This is a genomic window from Neorhizobium sp. P12A (genome assembly GCF_008365395.1).
GTDB lineage: Bacteria > Pseudomonadota > Alphaproteobacteria > Rhizobiales > Rhizobiaceae > Rhizobium.
In genome coordinates, this window is the sequence record NZ_QOVX01000003.1 from 51,887 (window position 1) to 73,839 (window position 21,953).

28 protein-coding genes are annotated in these 21,953 nt (G+C 58.7%); 10 read left to right on the top strand and 18 right to left on the bottom strand.

Annotated features, from left to right (window positions below; translation table 11 throughout):
- Nucleotides 1–11: 11 nt before the first annotated feature.
- The 9 genes from DTW90_RS11960 to DTW90_RS11995 all read right to left on the bottom strand — a co-directional run bounded on the left by DTW90_RS11960 (nt 12) and on the right by DTW90_RS11995 (nt 7,684).
- On the bottom strand, nt 12–248 hold the full coding sequence (locus DTW90_RS11960; RefSeq protein ID WP_149338554.1) for a hypothetical protein: 237 nt from the start codon (nt 246–248) through the stop codon (nt 12–14).
- Nucleotides 249–272: 24 nt separating this feature from the next.
- Nucleotides 273–614, bottom strand: a complete 342-nt coding sequence (locus tag DTW90_RS11965; RefSeq protein ID WP_149338556.1) for a hypothetical protein — start codon at nt 612–614, stop codon at nt 273–275.
- A 211-nt stretch (nt 615–825) separates the two neighbouring features.
- A complete protein-coding gene (locus tag DTW90_RS11970; RefSeq protein ID WP_149338558.1) occupies nt 826–2,769 on the bottom strand; it encodes a hypothetical protein in 1,944 nt (647 codons plus the stop codon).
- A complete protein-coding gene (locus tag DTW90_RS11975) occupies nt 2,766–5,210 on the bottom strand; it encodes a hypothetical protein (protein ID WP_149338560.1) in 2,445 nt (814 codons plus the stop codon). The genes DTW90_RS11970 and DTW90_RS11975 overlap by 4 nt, the downstream gene beginning before the upstream one ends.
- Before the next feature lie 163 nt (nt 5,211–5,373).
- A complete protein-coding gene (locus DTW90_RS11980; protein ID WP_149338562.1) occupies nt 5,374–6,081 on the bottom strand; it encodes a hypothetical protein in 708 nt (235 codons plus the stop codon).
- Nucleotides 6,078–6,317 (bottom strand): hypothetical protein, encoded by a 240-nt coding sequence (locus DTW90_RS11985; RefSeq protein ID WP_149338564.1) that lies wholly within the window; start codon nt 6,315–6,317, stop codon nt 6,078–6,080. The genes DTW90_RS11980 and DTW90_RS11985 overlap by 4 nt, the downstream gene beginning before the upstream one ends.
- A 403-nt stretch (nt 6,318–6,720) precedes the next feature.
- Nucleotides 6,721–7,212, bottom strand: a complete 492-nt coding sequence (locus DTW90_RS11990; RefSeq protein ID WP_149338565.1) for a ribonuclease H — start codon at nt 7,210–7,212, stop codon at nt 6,721–6,723.
- Nucleotides 7,209–7,367: a hypothetical protein gene (locus DTW90_RS37105; protein ID WP_188079934.1), complete on the bottom strand. Its 159-nt coding sequence runs from the start codon at nt 7,365–7,367 to the stop codon at nt 7,209–7,211. Before DTW90_RS37105 ends, DTW90_RS11990 begins: the two co-directional genes overlap by 4 nt.
- Nucleotides 7,364–7,684: a hypothetical protein gene (locus DTW90_RS11995; RefSeq protein ID WP_149338567.1), complete on the bottom strand. Its 321-nt coding sequence runs from the start codon at nt 7,682–7,684 to the stop codon at nt 7,364–7,366. Before DTW90_RS11995 ends, DTW90_RS37105 begins: the two co-directional genes overlap by 4 nt.
- 221 nt (nt 7,685–7,905) lie before the next feature.
- On the opposite strand from DTW90_RS11995, the gene DTW90_RS12000 reads away from it, so the two are divergent.
- Entirely contained in the window at nt 7,906–8,226 is a 321-nt protein-coding gene (locus tag DTW90_RS12000) for a hypothetical protein (protein WP_149338569.1), read from the top strand.
- Between the two features lie 187 nt (nt 8,227–8,413).
- On the opposite strand, the gene DTW90_RS12010 is transcribed toward DTW90_RS12000, so the two are convergent.
- The 4 genes from DTW90_RS12010 to DTW90_RS12025 form a co-directional block, all read right to left on the bottom strand.
- Nucleotides 8,414–8,713, bottom strand: coding sequence for a hypothetical protein (locus DTW90_RS12010; protein ID WP_149338572.1), 300 nt, complete (start codon nt 8,711–8,713; stop codon nt 8,414–8,416).
- Nucleotides 8,714–8,934: 221 nt separating this feature from the next.
- Nucleotides 8,935–9,129 (bottom strand): helix-turn-helix domain-containing protein, encoded by a 195-nt coding sequence (locus tag DTW90_RS12015; protein ID WP_149338573.1) that lies wholly within the window; start codon nt 9,127–9,129, stop codon nt 8,935–8,937.
- A gap of 132 nt (nt 9,130–9,261) precedes the next feature.
- On the bottom strand, nt 9,262–10,224 hold the full coding sequence (locus DTW90_RS12020) for a hypothetical protein (RefSeq protein ID WP_149338575.1): 963 nt from the start codon (nt 10,222–10,224) through the stop codon (nt 9,262–9,264).
- Between the two features lie 95 nt (nt 10,225–10,319).
- Nucleotides 10,320–11,516, bottom strand: a complete 1,197-nt coding sequence (locus DTW90_RS12025; protein ID WP_149338577.1) for a site-specific integrase — start codon at nt 11,514–11,516, stop codon at nt 10,320–10,322.
- Between the two features lie 382 nt (nt 11,517–11,898).
- Between DTW90_RS12025 and DTW90_RS12030 the strand changes: the two genes are divergently transcribed.
- Complete coding sequence (locus tag DTW90_RS12030) at nt 11,899–12,648, top strand: CHAP domain-containing protein (RefSeq protein WP_149338579.1); 750 nt, start codon at nt 11,899–11,901, stop codon at nt 12,646–12,648.
- 383 nt (nt 12,649–13,031) lie between these two features.
- On the opposite strand, the gene DTW90_RS12035 is transcribed toward DTW90_RS12030, so the two are convergent.
- Both DTW90_RS12035 and DTW90_RS12040 read right to left on the bottom strand, forming a co-directional pair.
- Nucleotides 13,032–13,241, bottom strand: coding sequence for a KTSC domain-containing protein (locus DTW90_RS12035; RefSeq protein ID WP_132521735.1), 210 nt, complete (start codon nt 13,239–13,241; stop codon nt 13,032–13,034).
- A gap of 84 nt (nt 13,242–13,325) precedes the next feature.
- Nucleotides 13,326–13,610 carry a hypothetical protein gene (locus tag DTW90_RS12040; RefSeq protein WP_149338581.1) on the bottom strand — a complete coding sequence of 95 codons (285 nt, stop codon included), beginning with the start codon at nt 13,608–13,610 and terminating at the stop codon, nt 13,326–13,328.
- Nucleotides 13,611–13,864: 254 nt separating this feature from the next.
- Between DTW90_RS12040 and DTW90_RS12045 the strand changes: the two genes are divergently transcribed.
- Both DTW90_RS12045 and DTW90_RS12050 read left to right on the top strand, forming a co-directional pair.
- Entirely contained in the window at nt 13,865–14,455 is a 591-nt protein-coding gene (locus DTW90_RS12045; protein WP_132521739.1) for a YqaA family protein, read from the top strand.
- A 22-nt stretch (nt 14,456–14,477) separates the two neighbouring features.
- Complete coding sequence (locus tag DTW90_RS12050; protein ID WP_149338583.1) at nt 14,478–14,990, top strand: disulfide bond formation protein B; 513 nt, start codon at nt 14,478–14,480, stop codon at nt 14,988–14,990.
- Between the two features lie 21 nt (nt 14,991–15,011).
- Here DTW90_RS12050 and DTW90_RS12055 read toward each other — a convergent pair whose 3' ends face one another.
- Nucleotides 15,012–15,569, bottom strand: coding sequence for an HNH endonuclease (locus DTW90_RS12055; RefSeq protein ID WP_132521753.1), 558 nt, complete (start codon nt 15,567–15,569; stop codon nt 15,012–15,014).
- A gap of 112 nt (nt 15,570–15,681) precedes the next feature.
- The gene (locus tag DTW90_RS12060) at nt 15,682–16,326 is read right to left on the bottom strand and encodes a DNA-3-methyladenine glycosylase (RefSeq protein WP_132521755.1); all 645 of its coding nucleotides are present in this window, start codon (nt 16,324–16,326) and stop codon (nt 15,682–15,684) included.
- A 55-nt stretch (nt 16,327–16,381) separates the two neighbouring features.
- Here DTW90_RS12060 and gluQRS point away from each other — a divergent pair, with 55 nt between their 5' ends.
- The gene (gene gluQRS / locus DTW90_RS12065; RefSeq protein ID WP_132521757.1) at nt 16,382–17,263 is read left to right on the top strand and encodes a tRNA glutamyl-Q(34) synthetase GluQRS; all 882 of its coding nucleotides are present in this window, start codon (nt 16,382–16,384) and stop codon (nt 17,261–17,263) included.
- Here the strand turns inward: gluQRS and DTW90_RS12070 are convergent.
- The gene (locus tag DTW90_RS12070) at nt 17,228–18,139 is read right to left on the bottom strand and encodes a YihY/virulence factor BrkB family protein (RefSeq protein ID WP_132521759.1); all 912 of its coding nucleotides are present in this window, start codon (nt 18,137–18,139) and stop codon (nt 17,228–17,230) included. The two genes, gluQRS and DTW90_RS12070, sit on opposite strands and share 36 nt — an antisense overlap.
- Before the next feature lie 127 nt (nt 18,140–18,266).
- Between DTW90_RS12070 and DTW90_RS12075 the strand changes: the two genes are divergently transcribed.
- From DTW90_RS12075 to DTW90_RS12095, 5 genes are all read left to right on the top strand, one after another.
- Entirely contained in the window at nt 18,267–19,100 is an 834-nt protein-coding gene (locus DTW90_RS12075; RefSeq protein WP_149338585.1) for an SDR family oxidoreductase, read from the top strand.
- 20 nt (nt 19,101–19,120) lie between these two features.
- Nucleotides 19,121–19,324, top strand: a complete 204-nt coding sequence (locus DTW90_RS12080; protein WP_132521763.1) for a twin transmembrane helix small protein — start codon at nt 19,121–19,123, stop codon at nt 19,322–19,324.
- A gap of 10 nt (nt 19,325–19,334) precedes the next feature.
- A complete protein-coding gene (locus tag DTW90_RS12085) occupies nt 19,335–19,913 on the top strand; it encodes a cob(I)yrinic acid a,c-diamide adenosyltransferase (protein WP_149338587.1) in 579 nt (192 codons plus the stop codon).
- A gap of 196 nt (nt 19,914–20,109) precedes the next feature.
- Nucleotides 20,110–20,859, top strand: a complete 750-nt coding sequence (locus DTW90_RS12090; protein WP_149338589.1) for an electron transfer flavoprotein subunit beta/FixA family protein — start codon at nt 20,110–20,112, stop codon at nt 20,857–20,859.
- A gap of 25 nt (nt 20,860–20,884) precedes the next feature.
- Nucleotides 20,885–21,814, top strand: coding sequence for an electron transfer flavoprotein subunit alpha/FixB family protein (locus tag DTW90_RS12095; RefSeq protein WP_149338590.1), 930 nt, complete (start codon nt 20,885–20,887; stop codon nt 21,812–21,814).
- The last annotated feature ends 139 nt before the right edge of the window (nt 21,815–21,953 follow it).

The window sequence follows — 21,953 nt, forward strand, 5'->3', positions numbered from 1 at the left end:
GATTGTTTTCATCACGGATGGCAGGCCACTAGCCTTGGTGCCGGGCGGTCCATCACTTCGCCGGCCGGCGCCACGATCTGAAAGATGATCGTCTGATCATGGGAAGTCCTGGTGAGGCCGTGCGAGGAGAGCATTTCGTCAATCTCCTCGTCAGCGACGTCAGCCGCGGCTTCTATGATGATCGAGCGTCCTTTTCGAATGCCGGAAGAGGCTTCAAGTTTTTCGAGCCGCTTTGATATGGATTGCATCGCTGCCTCCTGTTCGCCTTCGGGCTAGTTGAGAGTTGCCACACCGTTCTGGACGGCATGGTCTTTCAGGATCGTTTCGAGGAAGGACGCAGCTCGGCCAAGATAGGTGTAGAGGTAGCAGGCAAGCGCCGCCTCCTCGCTGTCTGGATCGGCAGCCACCTTGTTGAACAGCAGTTCCGAAAGCAGCCCGGAAAACGAGATAAGCGCCATTGCATCATCAACGGTCTGGCATGGCGTCACAGTCAGACGATCCGTGGCAATTTGAAGCTTCTCGCGCTGCTCTGACGTTGCAGGGAAAGCTCGGATGGAATGAATATCGGCAATCTGCTCCGCGACCGATTTGATATTTGCCGTAACAGGTGTCATCTATATTGCCTCGTCTTCTCGTTGTGGTGCCAGGATGTCCGCTGACCGTAAGAATCTGCTGATCTGCGTTTGTTTTGTACTTCTTGCCGTCCTGATGGCTGGCCTGACGTGGTTCCTTAAGTTCATGGGCCTCGAATACGCCTTGGGGTTTGCGTCGGGACTTCTCTTGGCCATTGGTGGCTTTGGGATCATATCGAAGGACTTCCGGAACCTATCGTGATGCCTGCCGCGCGCTCGCTGTCGTAACTGCGTTCACGAGTGCTTGGATCCGAGGATCAGTCGGCGGCAACTGTGAACGGCGGACCAAGGCTTGCACGATGGCGTCACGCTGCGCCCCCTGAGCGACGGAAACCCGGCCAAGGTCATTTGCGAACCGTGCTCCAGCCTGCTCCGCTCGCTCCTCAAGAGCGCTCTTGATCGTTTTATGAGCTGCACGCAGCCCAAGGCCTGTCAGCGTCGTATCAGCAGGTATTTCCGAGGTTTTGGACACATCGTCGAGCATCGCGCCGAATCGATTAGCCATTGCTGTGTCTGACCCCCGCGTCACCCGGTTATTGGTATCTGCGAAAATCTTTTCGCCCTCCAGAACACGGAACAACCGGTCGGCCTTCTCTTGCCCGAAAAGCGTAGCCAGACGGGATCTGTTCCAGTCGCCGTCGCCCTTGATAAGCTGGTTCATTCGGGCGACATCGTTGGCATTAGTGCCGACAATACGATCGACTTCAGCGCGGGCACCCTGTGACAGCCGTAACGGAACAGCAGATGGACCGATCTGAAGCCCTTGCGGCTGGACGCCCTGCTCGACTTCCTGAGCAAGCTCGGAGGGTCGCGGGGACGTCCGCCCGCTGTCCAGAACCTGTTGGCCTCGTCCCAGGGCGGCTTTCTGCCGGGCCAGCTCCGCATACACGGCATCTGGTTCCTTGATGCTAGGGACGGCCCGCGTCAGACCGTCGTCAAGCATTTGCCGCGCGTCCACCAGCGCACTTATTGCCTTAACGTTTTGTTCTGTCTGGAGCATCCCATCGATGGCCTGGCGGGTTTCGAACATGACATTCGGATCGCTCGACAATTGCTGTGTCCCGTTGACGTTGAGCATACCGCGCACCTGGCGCAACGAGTTCTGCGCGGGACCGCGAAGACGCCCGATGTCGGCGTCGATCGCATCTGCTATCGGCTGCATGTCGTAGGGTCTACCATCTCGAAACGCCTCCCGATAACTCGGACCCACGGCATGCTGGTTTGCCTCGATGCCCCTCTGGACCTCTGACGGTACGACATTTGGACCGAGATTCTCATCCATGGCAGTGGCAAGTCGGGAATTTGCACCGGCAGCTCGCTCGGCGAGAGGAGTGACGATAGCATCGCGCATACCGGGTTGCGCAGCGGAGCCTCTGGCCACGCCTAGCCACTCTGGCGATGCATCCGCTAGCATCGCATTATCGCCCAGCCTCGACAGCGCATCCCGCAACTGAGCCACCTTGTCCGGGGAGCCAAGTGTATCCGAAATGTAACGCTGAGCTGCCTTTGACAGCCCGGACAAGGCATCCTCTCCGGCACTGGTGAAATAACGCACGCCAGAACCAATCATCTGTCCAAGATACGGACCGGCAGCGCCAGCTCCAAGCCCCACTACTGCGCCCGTTGCCGTTTGCCGCGGATCCAAGTCCGAACGAATGCCGCTGTCCGTTGCTCCAATCCCCATGCCAGATGCGCCCGCAGCAGCAATCTTCGCGACGCGAGAACCCTGTCCAAGGCCGAAAAGACCAGGAGCCGCCGCCATGACGGGAGCGGTAGCGGCAACGCCTCCCGCGACCTGTAGGCCGGTGTCAACGTATGGGTGCTCTTGATGGAAAGCCTCGTCTTTGCCCTGCTGAATGTCGAGAGCGTGCTGATAGCGGTCGTTCCAGTTCTGTTCGGGAAGCTTCTGGAAGCTGTCGGGCAGCACCGGATCTACCGCAGGCGCAAGCGTGGCGTTTGTGGCCGCATCGAGCTTGTTCAGCAAACCGCCGATGATTGGAACACCGGTCGCGACCGCCCTGGTGGCATTGTCTGCCGACAGGGCGCCGCCCTGCGGCTGCGGGTCGGAGTTCAATTGCTGCTGGAGCCTGAGACGCGCCGTCGCTAGCGCCAGGGCCTTCTGCTGATCGAGCGTCATTTCTGCCATAGTTTACGCTCCTCAGGTGTCATCACCCCCCACACATCAGATGGAACCCCGTCAGGTGCAGGGCCGGCGTCGGCCTTTGACGTCAGATCCGGTACATCGGCGATCGGGTTGACCACGGGAATGATGTCCTGCGGGTTCATGCCTCGACGCTGGGCAATGCCCGTATACTGGTTGATGTCGTTATCCAGAGCGCCGCGGTAAGCGCCCATGCGACTACGGGCTTCGTTCAGGATGGCCTTGCGCGTGGGTGGCTCCAACTTCGATCCGCCGTTGACGCTGTTGATCGCACCCATGAACCAGTCAGGCAGGCTGGATGTGTTGTTGACCATCACCATTTCGCCCTCGCGGACGACAGAATTAGGGTCCATGATCTTGCCAAGGCCGTAGACGAGGTTGAGGTCAGATGCCTTGCTGTCCGTCTTCGCCGTGTCGATCATCGACTGATAAACCGGCGCGGCCTGCTGGTAGGCCTTGTAGTTCGGCAGGCTCTCGAATTCCTTGCGCATCTCGGAGACGTCACCCGGCTTGAAACCCGTACCCTGATAGAGCACCTTGCCATTCTGCGGATTGACGAGCGTATTGCCGGGTTCGACGCTGACACCCTTAGGTGCGCCCTGGTAGATCACATTCCCAGTTCGCTGATCGACCAGCGCACCATCGACGTCCGAGACATTCGGATTGCTGTAGTCGCCGATCTCCTGCCTGGTGACGGGGTCTATCAGGTGACCGTTGACGTTCATCGGCGTGTGACTCTGGTAGATCGGCTGACCCGTCCGATTGTCAATCACCGTGCCGTCCACTGTGCTTGTGGAAGGGCTGCTGTAGTCGGCGATAACCCTGCCGGATACCGGATCGACCAACCTTCCATTGACTTCCACCGGCTTTGGCGTCGCCTGATAGACAGGCGTGACGGTTCCGGTCCTCGGATCGGTGCGCATGATGGTCCCGTCTGGAAGTGTCTGAAAACCGTAGTCGTTCGGCCTCATCGTCTGCTGCAGCAAAGCGCCGGCGAGCGACCGAACGCCTGGAGACGCATTGCGGTCCATCATGACACGGGCGAGTGTCTGAGCGCGGGGATTGTTCGAGAATGGATTGCTGGGCTGGGCGTTGTTGGCGGCGTCCACCGCTGCTGAAAGTCGCTGCGCACCCGTTTGTTGGCTTTGTGCCGGCGCGGCCACAGGCGGTGCGTTCGGCTGTGGTGCGATGGAGGCAGACTGCGGATCGGGCAGCGGAACCCGCTGATCGATTGCCTGAGCTGCAGGGCTCGGCGTGGATGGTTGTGCATAAGCTGTCGTCACCAATGGATCGTGATATCCCGGTGTCGGTTGAGGACCGAGCAAAGCCTGCAGCAGCGCTGGTGAGACATTGCTGAAATCGCTGGGCTGCGCGGTTGGCGACGGCGGCGGTGTGACGGATGCATCGTTAGGGATCGCCGATGCCATCCCGGCACGCGGGTCGAGCGAAGCAACCTGTGTCGGCTGATTAGCGGGAGTCACAGTCTGAGGAGGCGCGATCGGCGTTGGAGCGGAGACCGGCATCACAGGTGCAACAGACGCAACGTCTTGAACGGGCGCAGCGGTTGAAGCGCTTGCCTGCATGAACTCAGGGAGAAACCCCTTCGCCAAGGCAAGGCGATGCGCAGCATTGGCATTACCTGGAACGTTATAGCCCTTGAAAGCCCATGCGTTATTCATGAGGTTCTGGGCTTCCTCGACGCTCTTGGCATTGTTCAGGGCCGAAATGAGATGCGGATCTTCCTGAAGGAAATACTGGCCCTGCTGTTGTGGCGTGCCATTGCCGCCGCCATTGAATCGCTGGAGAGCAGCCAACCGCGGGCCATTCCACGACATGATGCCACCCGCAGGATTCCTGCCATCTGCCCAGCTGCCGCCTGCATTCTGAGGAGAATAGCCGCTTTCGGCCTGTCCCGTCGACGCAATGGCAGCGAGCGCATAAGGATTGCTCACGCCTGCGACCTTGCCGTTCGGGCTCTCATAACCGTTCTTCACGGTGTCGAGGAACTGCTTCTGGATGTCGTTGGCCGTGCCGGGCGGAATAGCTGCCGGAGACGTGGAAACGGACTCGGAGCCTGGAGAAGCTGCCGCGACTGAACTGCTGATCGTGCGGTCTGTGCCGGACGAACTCTTGCCAAAGAGACCGCTGAAAAGGCCAGGAGTTTCCGCCGGCGGCGTGTATGGCTGCCCCGTAAGTTCAGCCAGATCCCGAGCGTCGGTTTCCTTCTGCTGTTGGTCCTGCCGGTGGAGGTCGAGGCCCCCCATGACAGCCTGCACGAGGCGAGCGGCACCCTGCCAGGGTGATTTGATTGGGCTGGTATCGTAGCCCTGCTGCAGCATAGCCAACGCCAGCCGCTTGCGGGCATCGGTAATGCTCTCCTGCGTCTCGCCCGTTCCAGCGCCGAATATGTAAGACATTCCTATCTCCTCGACATCATCAGGAAGAACATGACGGTGCTGAAGCGGCGAGATCCCGCCATCAATTTCTCTGCTGCCCCAAGGGCTCGAAGGAAGGAACCAATGCCGCCGGCAGAGGTACCGGTTTGGCGAACGAAGCGGAGTTTTGCCGGCATTCTCACCATTACGGATTGACCTGAATAATTCCGGGCCAATAATTATCGGGAATATTGCCTCGGTTTGGTTTTGACAGCGAAAAAGCTTCAGAAGCGCGATCCGAGCCGATTTCCGACTCCTTGGCGCGGCCGAAATTCTCCAATTCCTCGGCGTAATCCAGTCCCTTCGACCGCTTCCACCGCCAGATTAGCGATAATTCCAGAAGGCGTTCGGAAATTCGGGAAGTATCGGCGTCGTTTGCCCAGGTCGCGGCATAGGTCGAGCCAGTGCCATTGACCAAAATCCAGGCATTCGAGACATATTCGTAGGAAATTGTCTCGCCGGCCGCATTCGGGTAAATGGCGAGCTTTCCGCCCATCATGCGCCATATCTGCGGAACAGGATTGGTGTTGATGATGACGTTTCGCTGCCACGTCTGGGCATCGACCGGGCCGTTCAATTGCCAGAGGCGAGAATTATTCCAGATCTTCGAGGCATCGGCGAACCGTTCCCAATCGCTGGGCGGCTGATTTGGCTCAGGGATGGCACCTGTGCAGGTGAACGAGGTCGGGACGCGCAGGATGGACCAATCATAGTCTCGAGCGAGTTCGTCCCCTGCCCGCTGGCATAGCAATTTCAATTGCGCAATCGTCGGATCAGTATTTGCAGCTACAAGGCCGGGAACTGTAATGGAAAGTTCCGCGCATGCGCTCTGGATTATAGTGAGCAAACTCAATGGCCGTGCCTCCCATTTACAATATCTCCCGTATGGAAAACGCCGGAAAAATGCCTCCCGGATCGATGCAACTTCTCTGCCGCCGCAAGCAGGCAAAACTCGTTTGGAGTCATTCCCGCCCGGTTCGCAGCGTCGAAAAGGCTTTCCCTAAAGGTTTCCATGACGCGAGCGCCACGGAGCGCAACGGGCACGGAGCGCTCTCGTCTTTCCTGCTGAGTAGTATCGGCGTCGCTCATCGCAATCTCCTTCATGGATGCGAGAATATCGCATAAAATCAATTGCTTGACTACTTGAAGTCAGCGGAAACCAGCGGAAGCCGCCGGAAGATTTTCAAAGTTTTTTTCTAACTCTGGGCAAGCCCGTGGTTCAGATGATGATCTATCCAGCGTCTGACTTGGGGTGTATCGCGCTCGCCTCGTCGAAGCATTTCCAGAGCCTCGAAGTCTCCATGGATCAGGATCTCCAGTGCGGGGCCAGAGACTTCCCATCGACCCGACTGGAAGGGCTTTCTCCCGATCCCGTGGTCCCGGCACCAGTCACGAATAGTTCGATCGCATCGGCCCGTTCGTCGCATGCATTCTTCGATATCAATGATATCATCCCGGAACATAGGCACCGTTACTGCAGGTTGAATCTGCTTCATGCGGCCTCCTTGGATGGGGAGCGGCAAGCCTTTTCTGCAAGGCGGTCTGCCCTGACATTACCGCGGATGCCGGAATGCCCTCGAACCCAATTGAGTTGGATCGGCGTTACCGCCAGCGCTTCGTCAAGACGTTTCCAAAGGTCGGCGTTCGGAATTTCGGCTCCGCCCTTTCGCCAAGCTCTCTTCTTCCAGCCTTTCCGCCACTTGTTACAGCCTAGGACGGCGTACGAACTATCGGAATGCAAAGACGCGGTTTCCGCGGTAACGTTTTTGCCAATCCACTCCAGCGCTGCGAGGACCGCGCTCAGCTCCATGCGGTTATTCGTGGTGCGGCTGGCAGCTCCAGACTCGTGGTGGATCTCATTGCCGTTCTGGTAGACGACGAAAGCCCAGCCGCCGGCGCCCGGATTGGGATGGCAGGTGCCGTCTGCGAAGACGTGAAGGCCGACTTTGAAGTCCATCGGCAGAGGTGTCAGTTTCGTTTTCATGCTGCCTCCTTCTGCCGGCGGTGCGCGGTCAGGTCGACAATTACGGTTTCGCGACGAGGCGGCCGATATCCGGCGACAAGGGCAAGCAGGTATTGCGTCGCCTTGTGCTGGAACCGGTGACTGGCTTCGATAACAACGTCGGATTCGGGACTCATGCCGCATCCTCCCGCCGTCCGAGGATGTTTTTCACCTTCGCCGGGGTCAGGAAACCTATCCCCAACATCTGGGTTAGCTGGCGGCGCACAGAGGGATGGACCCGATAGCCCTCGCAGATGAGATCCATCATATCCTCGGCTTCCTGCTCGGACTCCGGGATCGGCAACGGCGCATCCGGATCATCGTCGCCATTGGACGCGGCGAGATATCCGTTTTCCTGCGATGGGCCGATTTTTCTGGAGGGATCGAAATTGCCGATTTCGAGATCAGTTTCAGCTTCGAAGACAGCATCAGTAAGGAGTTCTTCCCTCTCCATACTAATAGCATCCACGGAGTTATATACGTTATTACCCTCATGCGGTGAGGGGCTGTCCCTCGTGCGGTGAGGGGCCAAACGCCTTTCAGCCCCTCATGCCGTGAGGGGGGCAAGGGACCCTCATACCGTGAGGGGCTGACCGATCGCGATTGGCGTCGTAATCGAACCTTCTCCTTCTTTTCAGCCTCAAGACGCCGAAGAGTTTCCCGGGCAATCGTCTGATGATCGAGAACGATATTTTCGCGCGCGTTGACAAGTTGGTATCGGGTCGCGCCGTCGCTCGTGACGCCATCGGGCTTGAAATACCCGAGCGTAACGAGCTTGCGGCGACGCTGAATGATCGTATTCTCGGCCAACCCCGTGGCGACCTGCAGGTCAATGAGAGACCGGTAAGGTCGAGCCGTCGGCTCTCCCATGAAGTCGAGGTAGGCGCGCACAATCTTCAAGCACTCACCGTCCGCCATGGGATCGGCGTTGACCGTGTTTTCCAGTTGGATTTTCCATGTCGTGAAACTGGTATTCGTCTTTTCGGGCTTTTTTGAACGAGCGGCCGTCATCCGAGTGCCCTCCGGTTCGTACGATACAGTTGCGCAAGTGCGCAGGCGTCGCACGCTTCCTTCATCGACAGACCAAAACGCTCTCGAATGGTTGGAACCGCCCTTGCGGGCGATTCCTTTTGCTCTGACAGCCACATTGCGGCGGCAACGACGTTCGCGGCAGGGGTCTCGCTCATGCGGCCCTCGCTTTCTCGTCGTCATCAATGATTTCGACTTCAGATCGGAGTACGTAACGAGCGTGGGTGCCGGCAAATTGCCCACCGTGCTTTTCGTCCAACGTTTGAATTGCGAATCCAAAGCCTCGAAGCTTAAAGACGTAGTGACTCCAACGTGGACCAGGATGGTCGATTGGCGTGCAACCTGTGTCGCCAGCGAGAACTAGGTTCCGCAACGCCCATGCGTCTCGGCCGACCACGCGGACCGTTCGCCCATCGGGAAGAATGCGAGCAACAATGACAAGGCGTTTCGTCATGCGCGGCCTCCAAGTCCGGAAAGCTCGCAGATGACTTTTGCGTGTGCGATCGAGACCGGAAATCGTCTCAAGACGGACTGGATTGCGAGCGATTGAGATTGAACTTCAGGAGAGATATCGGTAGGGTTTCGATAGTCGATGCTGGTGGACAAAGCTTTGACGTTCGAAACCCGGTGAGCGCCCCCGCGCCCCGGGTTTTTGCTTTTTATCATGGCCGCACCTCACGCCGCGCGCTGTTGTTTAGCGGTCTCAATGACGCCAATGATTTCGGATTCGGGCCAACGCGGATGAGCTCCGATGCGGATCGGCTTCGGCAGCTTGCCGTCCTTGAGGTGGCGGTAGAATGTGGGAACGCTCATATCGAGCGCCTTGGCGGTTTCGCGCGCGGTAAGAAGCTTATCGATGATTTGGGTCATTCTCGCCTCATTTTCGGCGATGCGACTTCTTGAGAAGCATCGCGATTGATTTCAACAAGACGAGAATGAGGAGGAAAGTATCACCTAAATAGCTGACAGGATTTCAAAAAGTGCGAGGATTTCTGCTGGGATTTATTGCGAGGTTTTCTTCGGACGCCCTACTCTGCCCAATTCCGAATCATGCTCTGTCGCTCTTTTCCAATGTCGATCAAATTCTCTAGTAGAAAGATTAGGAAACAATTCTGCTATACCTGCCCGTCTCAGATCGGGCCTGTTTTGCTTTGCGTCGATGATCCTTTTCCAGATCTCGATCGGCGCTTCTACTCCGGAATTCGACGTCGCGGACGCTTCCCGCAATAGCAGCTTTTCGGCTGACGGAGCTGGCGGCCATAGCGCTTCAATATCCAATCTCGAAAGATGAACATCCGAATAGTAGATCTCGCCCGGCTTGTGTTTCTCCACGAATTGGAAATTGCGGATATCAACGGGGCCGGCGCTGCTATTCAGCGTCTGCCCTGGCTCGATAAAATCAAGGACAGACCATCGAAAGGAGTCGATGCGCTCAAGCTCTCCATTTGTCGCGCGTATGCCAGTCGCGTCGATTTTGCCGTTACGCAGAGCGGTACGAAATTCGCCGCTGCCCTTCGCAAAGTCCGGGAAGTGATTGAACAGCCCTGATCTGTTGTTGTGATCGGCAGCTATTTTCAAACCGCTCAGCGAGGCAGGCGCCATTGAACCGAGAAGGAACCGATCTGGCTTTGGGCGCACAGGAGGGCGGCCGAACACATTCGGCTCTCGGGGAACCATGCGCCATACCTGACATGATTTTCGATAAGGATCATAGAAGTCCGTGACCAGCTCGTAGTCACGCCAGAACATCCACGCAAGCGTCATGATAGGAGACCAGACAGGCTCATGCGCAACCGGAAAGCGGCTCTTATCAGCAAACATCTCAAGCCGCCCGAGATTCTGCCGGTCAGCTTCCGCCTGCGCCTGTCCAGGCGAAAGTGTCCCATCCTCCACCTGCTCCACAAGCTCGCGCTTCCTTTGCGCGCGCTCTTGTGTCACTGCCAGAGCCTTTAAATTCATCGTCATCGCGCACCTGCGATGCACCAGTATGACCGCAGGGAAACCGATGGTGCTGATCGGCTTGTCGGGCGCCCCCTATCCCTGCGGATTTGAAATTAAGATCAGGCTTCGGCCACCAGCTGAATTATTTGCGCTCCCTGCCCGGTTACGTGTCGAGCCCATTTTTCGAGGAGCTTGCGGCGCTGATCGAGGAAATCTGTTCGTCGATATGCACGCTCGACCTTCTGCCCAACAGTGTGGCCCAGCGTCGTTTCGGCGATGTCGTGGGGAGTGTCTGTGGTCTCTGCGATCCAATCCCGCAGGCTCGATCGAAAACCATGGGGGCGAGCAGCGAGCTTGGCGCGTTCCATGTGCTTACCCATGGTCATGTCGGATATGACGCCCTTGCGGACGCTCGGGAAGAGATAGCCCCCACGAGCCAACTTCTTGGCTTGCTCGATGATCTCCATTGCTTCCGGAACGAGAGGAACGCGGAACGGAGGCGTCGCATCTTTCCTGCCCTTCATCGCCTCGCCAGGGATCGTCCAGACATCGCCCTCGATCTCAGCCTCTCGGATGTACCGCAGGGGGCCGGAGCGGACGCCGGTCAATATTAGCAGGCGGAGGGCAAGATGGGTGATGGTTCCTTCCGACAGTGTCGCATAAAATTCGGGAACGTCCTGCCAGGCCATGGCGGGAATATTCTTGGCCTTGTGCCGCTGCTTGCCAAGCAACGCCCTCGCCTTCTCCGTTGCCTGAATATCAACGTCGAGCCCGAGTGCCGCGGCGTGCTTCATGCAGATGCTTAGGCGATTGAGTGCCTTTCGGGCGGTTTCGGCTTTCGAGTGCCAGATCGGCGAGAGCGCGTCGCGAATGTCGGTCTGGTCGATCTCAGCAACCGGCATTTTCCCAAGCCTCGGCAAAACATGCAGCTCAAGAGGCGTGAACCATCGGCCTGCCTTACCATCGCCCTTCAGTTCGGCTTTCCGGCTTTCGAAAGCATCTTCGGCAATCTCCTTTAACAGGTGGAGCTTTTTTGCGGCCTCGCGCTTCTGCCGCTCGCGCTCTTTGATCGGGTCAACGTTCGATCGGGTGACCGCCCGCCATTTGTCGGCAGCGTCGCGGGCTTCCTTCAACGAAACCTCGGAAGCAGAACCCAAACCCATCTCGCGCCGGCGCCCGTGAATCGTGATCCGGAGCACCCATTGTCCGCCGCCATCTTCGCGCTTGACAAGCCATAGACCGCCGCCGTCTGAGTGTTTACCGGCCGTCGCGTTTTTGACCTCTACAGCCGACAGCTTGTTAAGCGGACGTGCCATTTTCCGATCCACCCTTCTATCCACCTTTGAGGGTACGATACAGCGAGAATGATCGAGACACAATGAACGAGAACGAAACAGGAAACAAGCCCACGCCGAGGGATCGTGAGACTATTTAAGAATCTTCGATTTTGTTCGATATTTCAATTGGATGCCGGCATGGGGCACCACCTCTCCAAATGATCATTCTGAAATCAGGAAACTGCTGCGCGACCGCCTCCGCGACGGTTGCGGCGAGCCAGCTTCGAATAAAACCCCTCCCGCAAGAATATTTAATCTGTAAACGGCGAAACAATATTCGCCCGAAGAGAGTTATTGAGGCCATCGGGGTGTTTCAAACCAGCAATGAAGGAATGTAATCTTACGGCTAGGGCGGCAAGTTATGCTAAGTCGACGCACATTCGTTTTGGACTTTGCCGCCGCCATGGTCGGCATACCGGGATATGCCGTTGCTCAAAAGCTGGGTCGCGAGAACATTGCGCAACTCCAGTATCCTCCCCCCTTCCCGTCACAAAACCTGCCCCATCAGGAGCGGCGGAAACCGTCGGCGGCCGAGATCCTCTTTGCGCGCGCAATCGTCAGCCGAACCCCCTATGGCCCGCGACCAATCGATATCGCGCAAAGTTTTGTCGACCGGTTCTCTCGCGCAAATCCCGCGGCGATATCGCAACCATCGCCGCCTGCAGCTCCCAATCCACTGATCTCGGAGTTCATCAAACCCGCCGGGCGCTTCTCAGGGCAAGACGACATCATCCCCTGGTGCGCTGCCTTCGTGAACTTCTGCATCGAGCGAAACGGAGGAGCGGGAAGCAACAGCGCCTGGTCACAATCATTTCTGGCGCCCCCATTTGAAAAAGTGACACAGCCCGAGGAAGGCGATCTGGCGGTCTTTACCTGCTATTCCCCGTCAAGCGACGCCGACATGGGATTGGGCCACGTCGCGTTCTTTCGCCGCATTTCTGAAAATGGCCAGATTGTCGTCGTCGGAGGCAACCAGTCCAATGGCCGACACACAAGCATAATTTCGGAAAAAGTCCTGGAGACGGGCAATCAGCCCGTGAAGAGGCACCTGCCCAACGGCCAATATGTTACCGCCGTTATGCGTCTCAATGCCTTTGTGCGTCCGGGGTAGCGACACGCTCCCTGCGATCTCTGGCGTTCATGGAAAATGGGATAGACCCGGAATTGCCAAGGCAATCCGGCAGGGCCTCTCCGCCGCACACCGGAGGGCGTGGGGAAACGGCTCACTATGCTTGCGCTGCGTATTTTTGTGTAGGCCGCACCCCGGGCAGCCCATCAAGGCAGAAGAAGACCCGGCCACCACTTCGTGACGCCGGGCCTCCGCGCCGCCCATCAAAGGGGGTGTGGAACGGCATCCTGTATGTGCCCCTCGCAAAGGCGACGGGTCCATCCGGAGCAATCGGATAGGGATAGCAAATCGATAATATCCACCGGTCCACGATCCGTTATGAGACGGATCGCGATCGCCAGGTTTAAAACGAGAGAGACGGAAGCTCAGGCAGCCAGACGCTCGAACTGCGTGCGAACGTTGGTGATGTAGAACTCGCCTGGGGACGGCGCCTTTACCATCTCCCGGACGATATCGCGCGGCACACCGGCGAAGAGGCGACGCTCGCCATTCTTGAATTCCAGGCTGAGCTGCTGGCGCTCCTTGTCGTATTGCAGGCCGACAATGATACGCGACTTGATGCGAATTTTTTCCATAACCTGACCCTGTTTTATATTGTTGGGTTCAACCTACAGGAAACACCCGAATATCCGGTCAACAGGGGTAGTTAACTCATGGTTTCAAAGGGATGGCCAATATGTATCGGAACGGAAATCGTCCGGAATACGCTCCAGGCGCGATAGCGCCTCGGCCACGAAACTGATCTGCATCTGCAGGTATCTGAGTGCCACAGGCATGGCCACGCCAGTCACGAATTGCCTAACGCGCCAGTCCTCATAGCCGCTTTGCCGGACACGTCGTGCGGCCTCGGCCTTGACGTCTTCGCGCGTGGGAGCAGCAGGCCCGATTTCGAATACGGAATCCGGCGCAACACTGGTACCGCCCTCTATGACAAACAGCTTCATTTAAACTCCCTGAGATTCGCCATGGCATCCAGCTTGCGAAGGGATTGATCGCCTCGCAATGCACCAGGACCGCGCCTGGGCACGGAAATGGGATGCCTGTTCAGCGAAGTGTCATGTTTGCCACATAGTTTGCCGACCGAAGAAATTTCGCTTCACGAAAAATTTTCGTTTTCAGGCACGTCCTTCACGCATCGGGCATTTACAGCAACATTTGCCGCACCTAATGCTCTTGCACCGCAACGGAAAGGGATTGAATGCTCCGCAGACTTTACGATTGGACCATGTCGCTGGCAGGTCGTCCGACAGCCGAAATATGGCTCGCAGTCATCGCCTTCGTGGAAAGCTCGATCTTCCTGGTCCCCGCGGACGTTCTCTTCCTCCCAATGTCGCTTGCAAGACCTCAGCGCGCCTGGCGCTATGCCCTGGTCGCGACGGTCGCCTCCGTTCTCGGCGGCATCGCCGGCTGGATGCTCGGCTATTACGCTTTCGAGACCATCGCCAAGCCGATCCTGGAATTCTACGGCAAGCTCGACGCCTTCGATAAGCTGCGCCAGGGCGTCACCTACGAAACCGTTGTGCTCCTGCTGGTCACGTCGGGCTTTGCACATCTGCCGCCGATCAAGGTCGTCACGATCCTGTCGGGCGTCGCCAACATCAATCTCGGCCTATTCATCATCTCGGCCATCATTGCCCGCGGCGCGCGCTTCTTCTTCCTTGCCTGGCTGCTGCGCCGTTATGGCGAGCCGATCCGGCATTTCATCGAAAAGCGCCTCGGCATAATCGTAACTGCGGTGGCCGCCGTCCTCATCCTGCTTTATATCGCCTTCCATCTGCTGGTGCATTGAGACAACCTGACGGAGCCATGACATGACTGAGACCTCGACCCGAACACGCGCCGGCTTCGGATATTCGCTTGTGCTGGCGATCGGCATGGCGGCCGTGGTGGGTTCCGCGCTCGGCTTCCAGTATATCGGCGGCTATATTCCCTGTGAACTCTGCCTGCTGCAACGCCAGCCTTATTACTACGGCATCCCGGTGGTTCTCGTCGGCGCAATCGCAGCACTGGCAGGCGCTCCTTCCTGGATCACCCGGGCGCTGCTCGCAATCGGCGGTATCATGATGCTGGTCGGCGGCGGGATCGGCGTCTATCACGCCGGCGTCGAGTGGCATTTCTGGGCTGGCCCCACGGCCTGCTCGACCACGGCAAGCAGCATGACGAAGAATGCCGGCGATCTGCTCACCCAGCTGAACACGATCAAGGGCCCGTCCTGCGACGCGGCAGCCCTGCGCATCTTCGGCGTCTCCATGGCCGGCATGAACGTCATCGCAAGCGCCATCCTTGCCGCGATCGCCTTCACCGGCGTCCGCAAGACAGCGTAGGGATCGTCAGGGAAAGATCGCTTACGGCTGCAGTTCGGTATCCCAGTAGAGATAGTCGAGCCAGCTGTCGTGAAGATAGTTCGGCGGGAACAGTCGGCCGTTATTATGCAAGTCCTGCACGGTCGGCTGGTAGGGCTTCTGGGCCGGGAACATGGCAGCCTGCTTCGGCAGCTTGCTGCCTTTCCTGAGATTGCAGGGCGAGCATGCTGCTACCACGTTTTCCCAGGTCGTCTCGCCGCCATGGGCGCGCGGGATGACATGGTCGAACGTCAGGTCGTCATGCGCGCCGCAATACTGGCATTCGAAACGGTCGCGCAGGAAGACGTTGAAACGGGTAAAGGCCGGGTTGCGCGAAGGCTGAACATAAGTCTTCAGGCATACCACGCTCGGCAGTCGCATGGAAAAGCTCGGCGACGAGACCGATTGGTCGTATTCGGCAATGATATTCACACGGTCAAGGAAGACCGCCTTGATCGCGTCCTGCCAGGACCAGAGCGACAAGGGATAATAACTCAAAGGCCGGTAGTCAGCGTTCAGAACGAGCGCCGGCAGGGCCTGTGGTGAGACTGCAATCGTCAAGGAACCCTCCTGATCGATTCGGCATCTGCTCCTGTATATTAGGCCGGTTGTTACAGGATTGTGAAGTCCAATAAATTCAGGGCATAGCGGCAATTGCGAAGCGCGTTGCAGATTAGCCAATCGGCATGATGTCGCGCTTCACGCGCACGGCATAGTAGGCCCAGAACAGGCGTGCGGCAATCGAGCGCCAGGGCGCCCAAACGCCTGCAAATGCCGCCAATGCCTTGGTCTGCGGCCTGGTCTCCATGTCGAAGGCCATTGCGACCGCCGCCTGCAACGCCACATCGCCGGCAGGAAACACATCTGCGTGACCGGCCGAAAACATCAGGTAAACCTCAGCGGTCCACGGCCCGACACCCTTGATGGCGGTGAGACTTGCGAGCGCTTCGGCCGGATCCTTCTCCCCGAGGGATCGCAGATCGAGCGCGCCCTCCACCACCGCCTGGGCGATGCGGGTCAAGGTCTCGGCCTTGCCGCGCGAGAGGCCGAACTCCCGCCAGGCCTCGGGATGAAGGGCGATATAGCTTTCCGCGGTCAGCTTTTCGCCTGACGCGAGCATGCGCGCCCATATCGCCTCAGCGCTTGCCCGCGAGACGGACTGTGACACGACAACATGCGCAAGGCCGGCATAGCCGGGCTCGACGAGGCGAAGCGGCAAGGGACCGACATCCGAGGCAATCTGCCGCAGACGGGGATCGATCTCAAGAAGCGCCTCCAGCCCTTTCCTCACATCGTCGTCGCCCCGAATGATATGCATCGTCCCTCATTCCCTCACGCATGGCCGAAGCCGCGATTCCATGGCAGAAGAAAGCATGATCGCTTCCCCCCGTCAAAAACCCGTCTTCCGTTTCGCCCCCAGCCCGAATGGCATGCTGCATCTCGGCCATGCACTTTCCGCCATTCTGAACCACGATATGGCGAAGGCATCGGACGGCCGTTTCCTGCTGCGCATCGAAGACATAGATCTTGCCCGCTGCACACCCGATTTCGAAAAGGCGATCCATGACGATCTTTCCTGGCTGGGCCTTGGCTGGGATGAGCCCGTCAGGCGGCAATCCGACCATTTCGCCGACTACGCCGATGCCCTGCAATCCCTGATCGGCCGCGGCCTCGTCTATCCGGCCTTCATGACCAGGGGGGAGGTCAAGGCGCGGGTAACCGCTGCCGAGGCTGAGGGAAAATCATGGCCGCGCGATCCCGACGGCACGCCGCTCTATCCGCCGGATGATCGTCTGCGCGGCATCCCGGAGCGGGAGGAATTGCTGACATCAGGCGTCAGGCATGCCTGGCGGCTCGACATGGGCCGCGCCCTTCCGGAAGTCGGGGAGACGCTTTCCTGGATCGAAACCGGAAATGCCGAACGGGGTGAAATCAAAGCCGATCCGGCCGCCTGGGGCGACGTCATCCTGTCGCGATCCGACGCGCCGTCGAGCTACCACCTCTCCGTCGTGATCGACGACGCCTTGCAGGAGGTCACCCACGTTGTTCGTGGGCTCGATCTGTTTCATGCGACGTCGATCCACCGCCTGCTGCAGGCGTTGCTCGGCCTTCAGCAGCCGATCTATCACCATCACCGGCTGGTTCTCGGCGACGACGGCAAGAAGCTGTCGAAAAGCCAGGGAGACACGGGCATCGCCGATCTGCGGCAAGCCGGTCTCTCAACGGCGGATATCCGCCGCCTTATTGGCCTTTGAAGCATTGCGCTCCTCGGCCTCATAGAGCCGCGTAAGAATGCGGCGCACCCTGAACTTGAGCAGTGCCGCGTTGATCTCGGCGCCCATAATAAAGATCACCCCAACCATATAGAGAAAGATCAGCACGATCATCACGGAGGCAAGACCCGCATAGGTCGCGGTATAATTGGCAAAAGTCTGCAGATAATAGGCGAAGATCAGCGCACCCCCGAGCCAGGCGAGCATCGTCAGCAACACGCCGGGCACCACGTCGAGCACCTTGCGTCGCCCCGCCGGCAGCCAGAGATGGACGATCAGCAGCCCGGCGGTCAGCACGAACAGCGTGCCGTAGATCCGCCAGTTCGATACCACGGCAAGCGTATCGGCGAGCCACGGCAGCCACTGGCGTGTATAATTCTCGACGACGGGCACGGCGACAAGAAGAAGGCTGATGGCGGCAAAGATCAGGACCGCAATCAGGACAAAGCCGAGGCTCGCAAGACGCGTAAAATACCAGGGGCGCGTTTCCGTCATCCGGTAGGCACGATTGAGCGAGATGCGCAGTGCCTCCACCCCGTTGGACGCAAAATATGCGGCCGCCAGCACCGAAATGGTCAGCAGCCCGCCCCTGGGGATCGTCAGCACCTCGATGACCTGGTCGGCCAGCGGCTTGGCAATTGCCTCGGGCCATGTATCGAAGATCAGATGGATGGCGGTACCGGAAAATTGGCTCGCACCGAGAAAGCTCGCAAGCGCCGTGCCGAAGATCAGGAATGGAAAGACGGCAAGCAGGGTGGACAGCGCCACGTGGCTCGCCATGGCAAAACCGTCGTCCTCGATAAAATGAAATACGGCATCGTAGATCACCTTGTAGAGGGTGCGAAGAATTCTCTGCATTCCATCTCCGCTAAGATCTGAAGCCTCCCGCCGGTTATTCGCCGCCGGTTTGTTGCCGTTTGTTTGTCGATTGTGTCGCTTCGATGAATATGGGAAACGAGTCCTGCTTTGTACAGGAAACAATGGGATGGCGGATCAACGCACTATCATCGTCACGGGTTGCTCTTCCGGCATCGGCGCCCATTGTGCCCGTGCCCTGAAGGCCGATGGCTGGCGTGTCTTTGCAACGGTGCGCAAGGAAGCCGATCTCGAGCCGCTTGCGACTGATGGCATCGAAGCACTGATCATGGACTATACGAGGCCGGAGACGATCTCGGCGCTGGTGACAACGGTCAGCGAGCGGACGCAAGGGCGCATCGACGCGCTCTTCAACAACGGCGCCTACGGCCAGCCTGGCGCCGTCGAGGACCTGTCGACCGATGTGCTGCGGGCGCAGTTCGAGACCAATGTCTTCGGATGGCACGATCTGACGCGGCAGGTCATCCCGTTGATGCGAGAGCGGGGAGAAGGCCGGATCGTTCAATGCTCCTCCATTCTCGGCCTTGTCCCCTATCGTTTTCGCGGCGCCTACACGGCCTCAAAATTCGCAATCGAGGGCCTCAGCGTGACATTGCGCATGGAACTCCAGGGCAGCGGCATTCATGTGAGCCTGATCGAGCCCGGGCCGATCGCCACGCGTTTCACCGCCAATGCGCTTGCCAAGATCAAGGAGCATATCGATCTCGAAGGCTCGGCCCATGCCGCGGAATATAAACGGCAATTGGCGCGGCTGAATGGCACAGGCCCGATCAACAGGCACAAACTGGGGCCCGAAGCCGTTTATCTTGTGCTAAAGCATGCATTGAGTGCGAGGAGTCCACGTCCCCATTATGTTGTCACCACCCCTGCAAAGCAGGGCGTGTGGCTGAAGCGTCTGTTGCCGGCAGATGTCTTCTACCGTCTGATGCGCCGGCTTGATTGAAAGACGAAAGCGCGTAATCGATGTCCACATTTACCTATACGCTTGCCATCATCGTCATGGGCCTTGTCGCGATCGTGCTCGTGCGCGGTCTCTTCAACATGATGAAGGGCGATAATCCAAGCCTTTCCAACAAGCTGATGCAGATGCGCGTGCTGTTGCAGGCAATCGCGATTATCCTCATCATGGCCACCCTGTGGCTGACCGGCGGTGGAAGGCCGCACTGAGACGGAACGAATGGTCAAGCTCAACAAGATCTACACCAAGACCGGAGATGACGGCACCACGGGCCTTGTCGCGGGTCCCCGCCGCCTGAAGCATGATCTGCGCGTCGAAAGCTATGGCACGATCGACGAGACCAATTCCGTGATCGGCGTGGCTAGGCTCCATACGTCGGTCATGCCTGATCTCGACGCCATGCTTGCCGCGATCCAGAACGACCTCTTCGATCTCGGCGCCGATCTCTCGACGCCCGAGACCGATGAACCGCCCGCCTATGAGCCGCTGCGCATCGTCGAAAGCCAGGTGGAACGTCTCGAACGCGATATCGACACGTTGAACGCCGAATTGAAGCCGCTGACCTCCTTCATCTTGCCCGGCGGCTCCCCTGCCGCCGCACATCTCCATCTCGCCCGCACCGTTGCGCGACGCGCCGAGCGGCTGATGGTGGCGCTGTCGCGGACCGATGGAGAACGCGTCAGTGCGGCGGTGCTGAAATATGTCAACAGACTGTCCGATTTCCTCTTCGTTGCCGCGCGTCATGCCAATGACGGCGGCGCAGCGGATGTTCTCTGGGTGCCCGGCAAGAACCGCTGATAGCCCTCCAGCCATCCCGGTGAGCACAACATTGACGCTTACGTAAAGATTATATCACTACCTAAAGCATTTTCGCTTTTTGCGACATGGGAGCGTTGTGTTTGGAGAAAAAACGCGTATCCATGTCGCCATTCGACAAATGGAAAGGCGTCGCTCGGCGCATTTTCTCGGGCGATCATGTTGAAGGAAGGATTCCATGAAGATTCTCGTCCCCGTGAAGCGGGTTGTTGATTACAACGTAAAGATCCGCGTCAAGCCGGATGGTTCGGGCGTGGAGCTTGCCAACGTCAAGATGTCGATGAACCCGTTCGACGAAATCTCGGTGGAAGAAGCGCTTCGCATCAAGGAATCAGGCAAGGCGGAAGAAGTGGTCGTCGTGTCGATCGGCCCGGCCAAGGCCGAAGAGACGCTGCGCACCGCGCTCGCCATGGGCGCCGATCGGGCGATCCTTGTTGAAACCGACGATGCCGTCGAGCCGCTCGCCGTCGCCAAGATCCTCAAGGGCGTAGTCGATGCCGAGCAACCCGGCCTTGTAATCGTCGGCAAGCAAGCGATCGACGACGATAGCAACCAGACCGGCCAGATGTTGGCAGCCCTGATGCGCTCGGCCCAGGCGACCTTCGCCTCGAAGATCGAGATCGGTGACGGCAAGGCACAGGTGACCCGCGAAGTCGATGGCGGCCTGCAGACGATCGAGATCAAGCTCCCTGCCGTGGTCACGTCGGACCTGCGCCTGAACGAGCCGCGCTATGCCTCGCTGCCGAACATCATGAAGGCGAAGAAGAAGCCACTCGACAAGAAGACCCCTGCCGATTTCAGCGTCGACACCACGCCGCGGCTGAAGGTTCTGAAGACCGAGGAGCCGGGCGGCCGCAAGGCGGGCGTCAAGGTGAAGTCGGTCGCCGAACTCGTCGACAAGCTGAAGAACGAAGCCGGCGTGCTGTGATCAGGCTGGAACAGGAGCAATTATCATGACCATTCTTCTTCTGGCTGACCACGACAATGCAAGCCTTTCCGACCAGACCGCCAAGGCGCTGACCGCAGCCGCCAAGATTGGCGGCGACGTCCACGTCCTCGTGGCCGGCAAGGGCGCCAAGGGCGCTGCCGATGCCGCAGCCAAGCTTGCCGGCGTCTCCAAGGTTCTGCTGGCCGAAAGCGACGAGCTTGCCAACAATCTGGCCGAGCCGCTGGCCGACCTGATCGTCTCGCTGGCCGGCAACTACGACACCATCATCTCGGCTGCCACCTCCGTCGGCAAGAACGTCATGCCGCGTGTCGCAGCGCTGCTCGACGTCGCCCAGGTCTCGGAAATCATCGAGGTGGTTTCATCAGACACCTTCAAGCGCCCGATCTATGCCGGCAATGCCATCCAGACGGTTCAGTCCAGCGACGCCAAGAAGGTCATCACCGTGCGTACCGCGTCCTTTGCCTCTGCGGCAGAGGGCGGCTCGGCATCGGTCGAGACCATCCCGGCCGTTTCCAACCCTGCTCTGTCGACCTTCGTCAAGGATGCGCTGTCGACCTCCGACCGTCCGGAGCTGACCTCGGCCAGGATCATCATATCAGGCGGCCGCGCGCTCGGCTCGGCAGAAAAGTTCAGGGAAGTCATCCTGCCGGTTGCCGACAAGCTCGGTGCCGCCGTCGGCGCAAGCCGTGCCGCCGTCGATGCCGGCTATGCACCGAACGACTGGCAGGTCGGGCAGACAGGCAAGGTCGTCGCGCCGCAGCTTTATATCGCCTGCGGTATATCAGGTGCGATCCAGCATCTGGCTGGCATGAAGGATAGCAAGGTCATCGTCGCCATCAACAAGGACGAAGAGGCCCCGATCTTCCAGATCGCCGATTACGGCCTCGTCGCCGACCTCTTCGAAGCCCTGCCGGAACTCGAAAAGGCACTATAAGCGCCTTACCCGCTCTTCGCAGTTGCGAATGACTGGAAAATTGTCATTTATCGGTCTATCAATCTTGCCGGGCCAGCAATGGCCCGGCAAATTTGCGAATAAAGCGGTCCTACAGCAAAGCGTACCGCGGGGGAGTTGG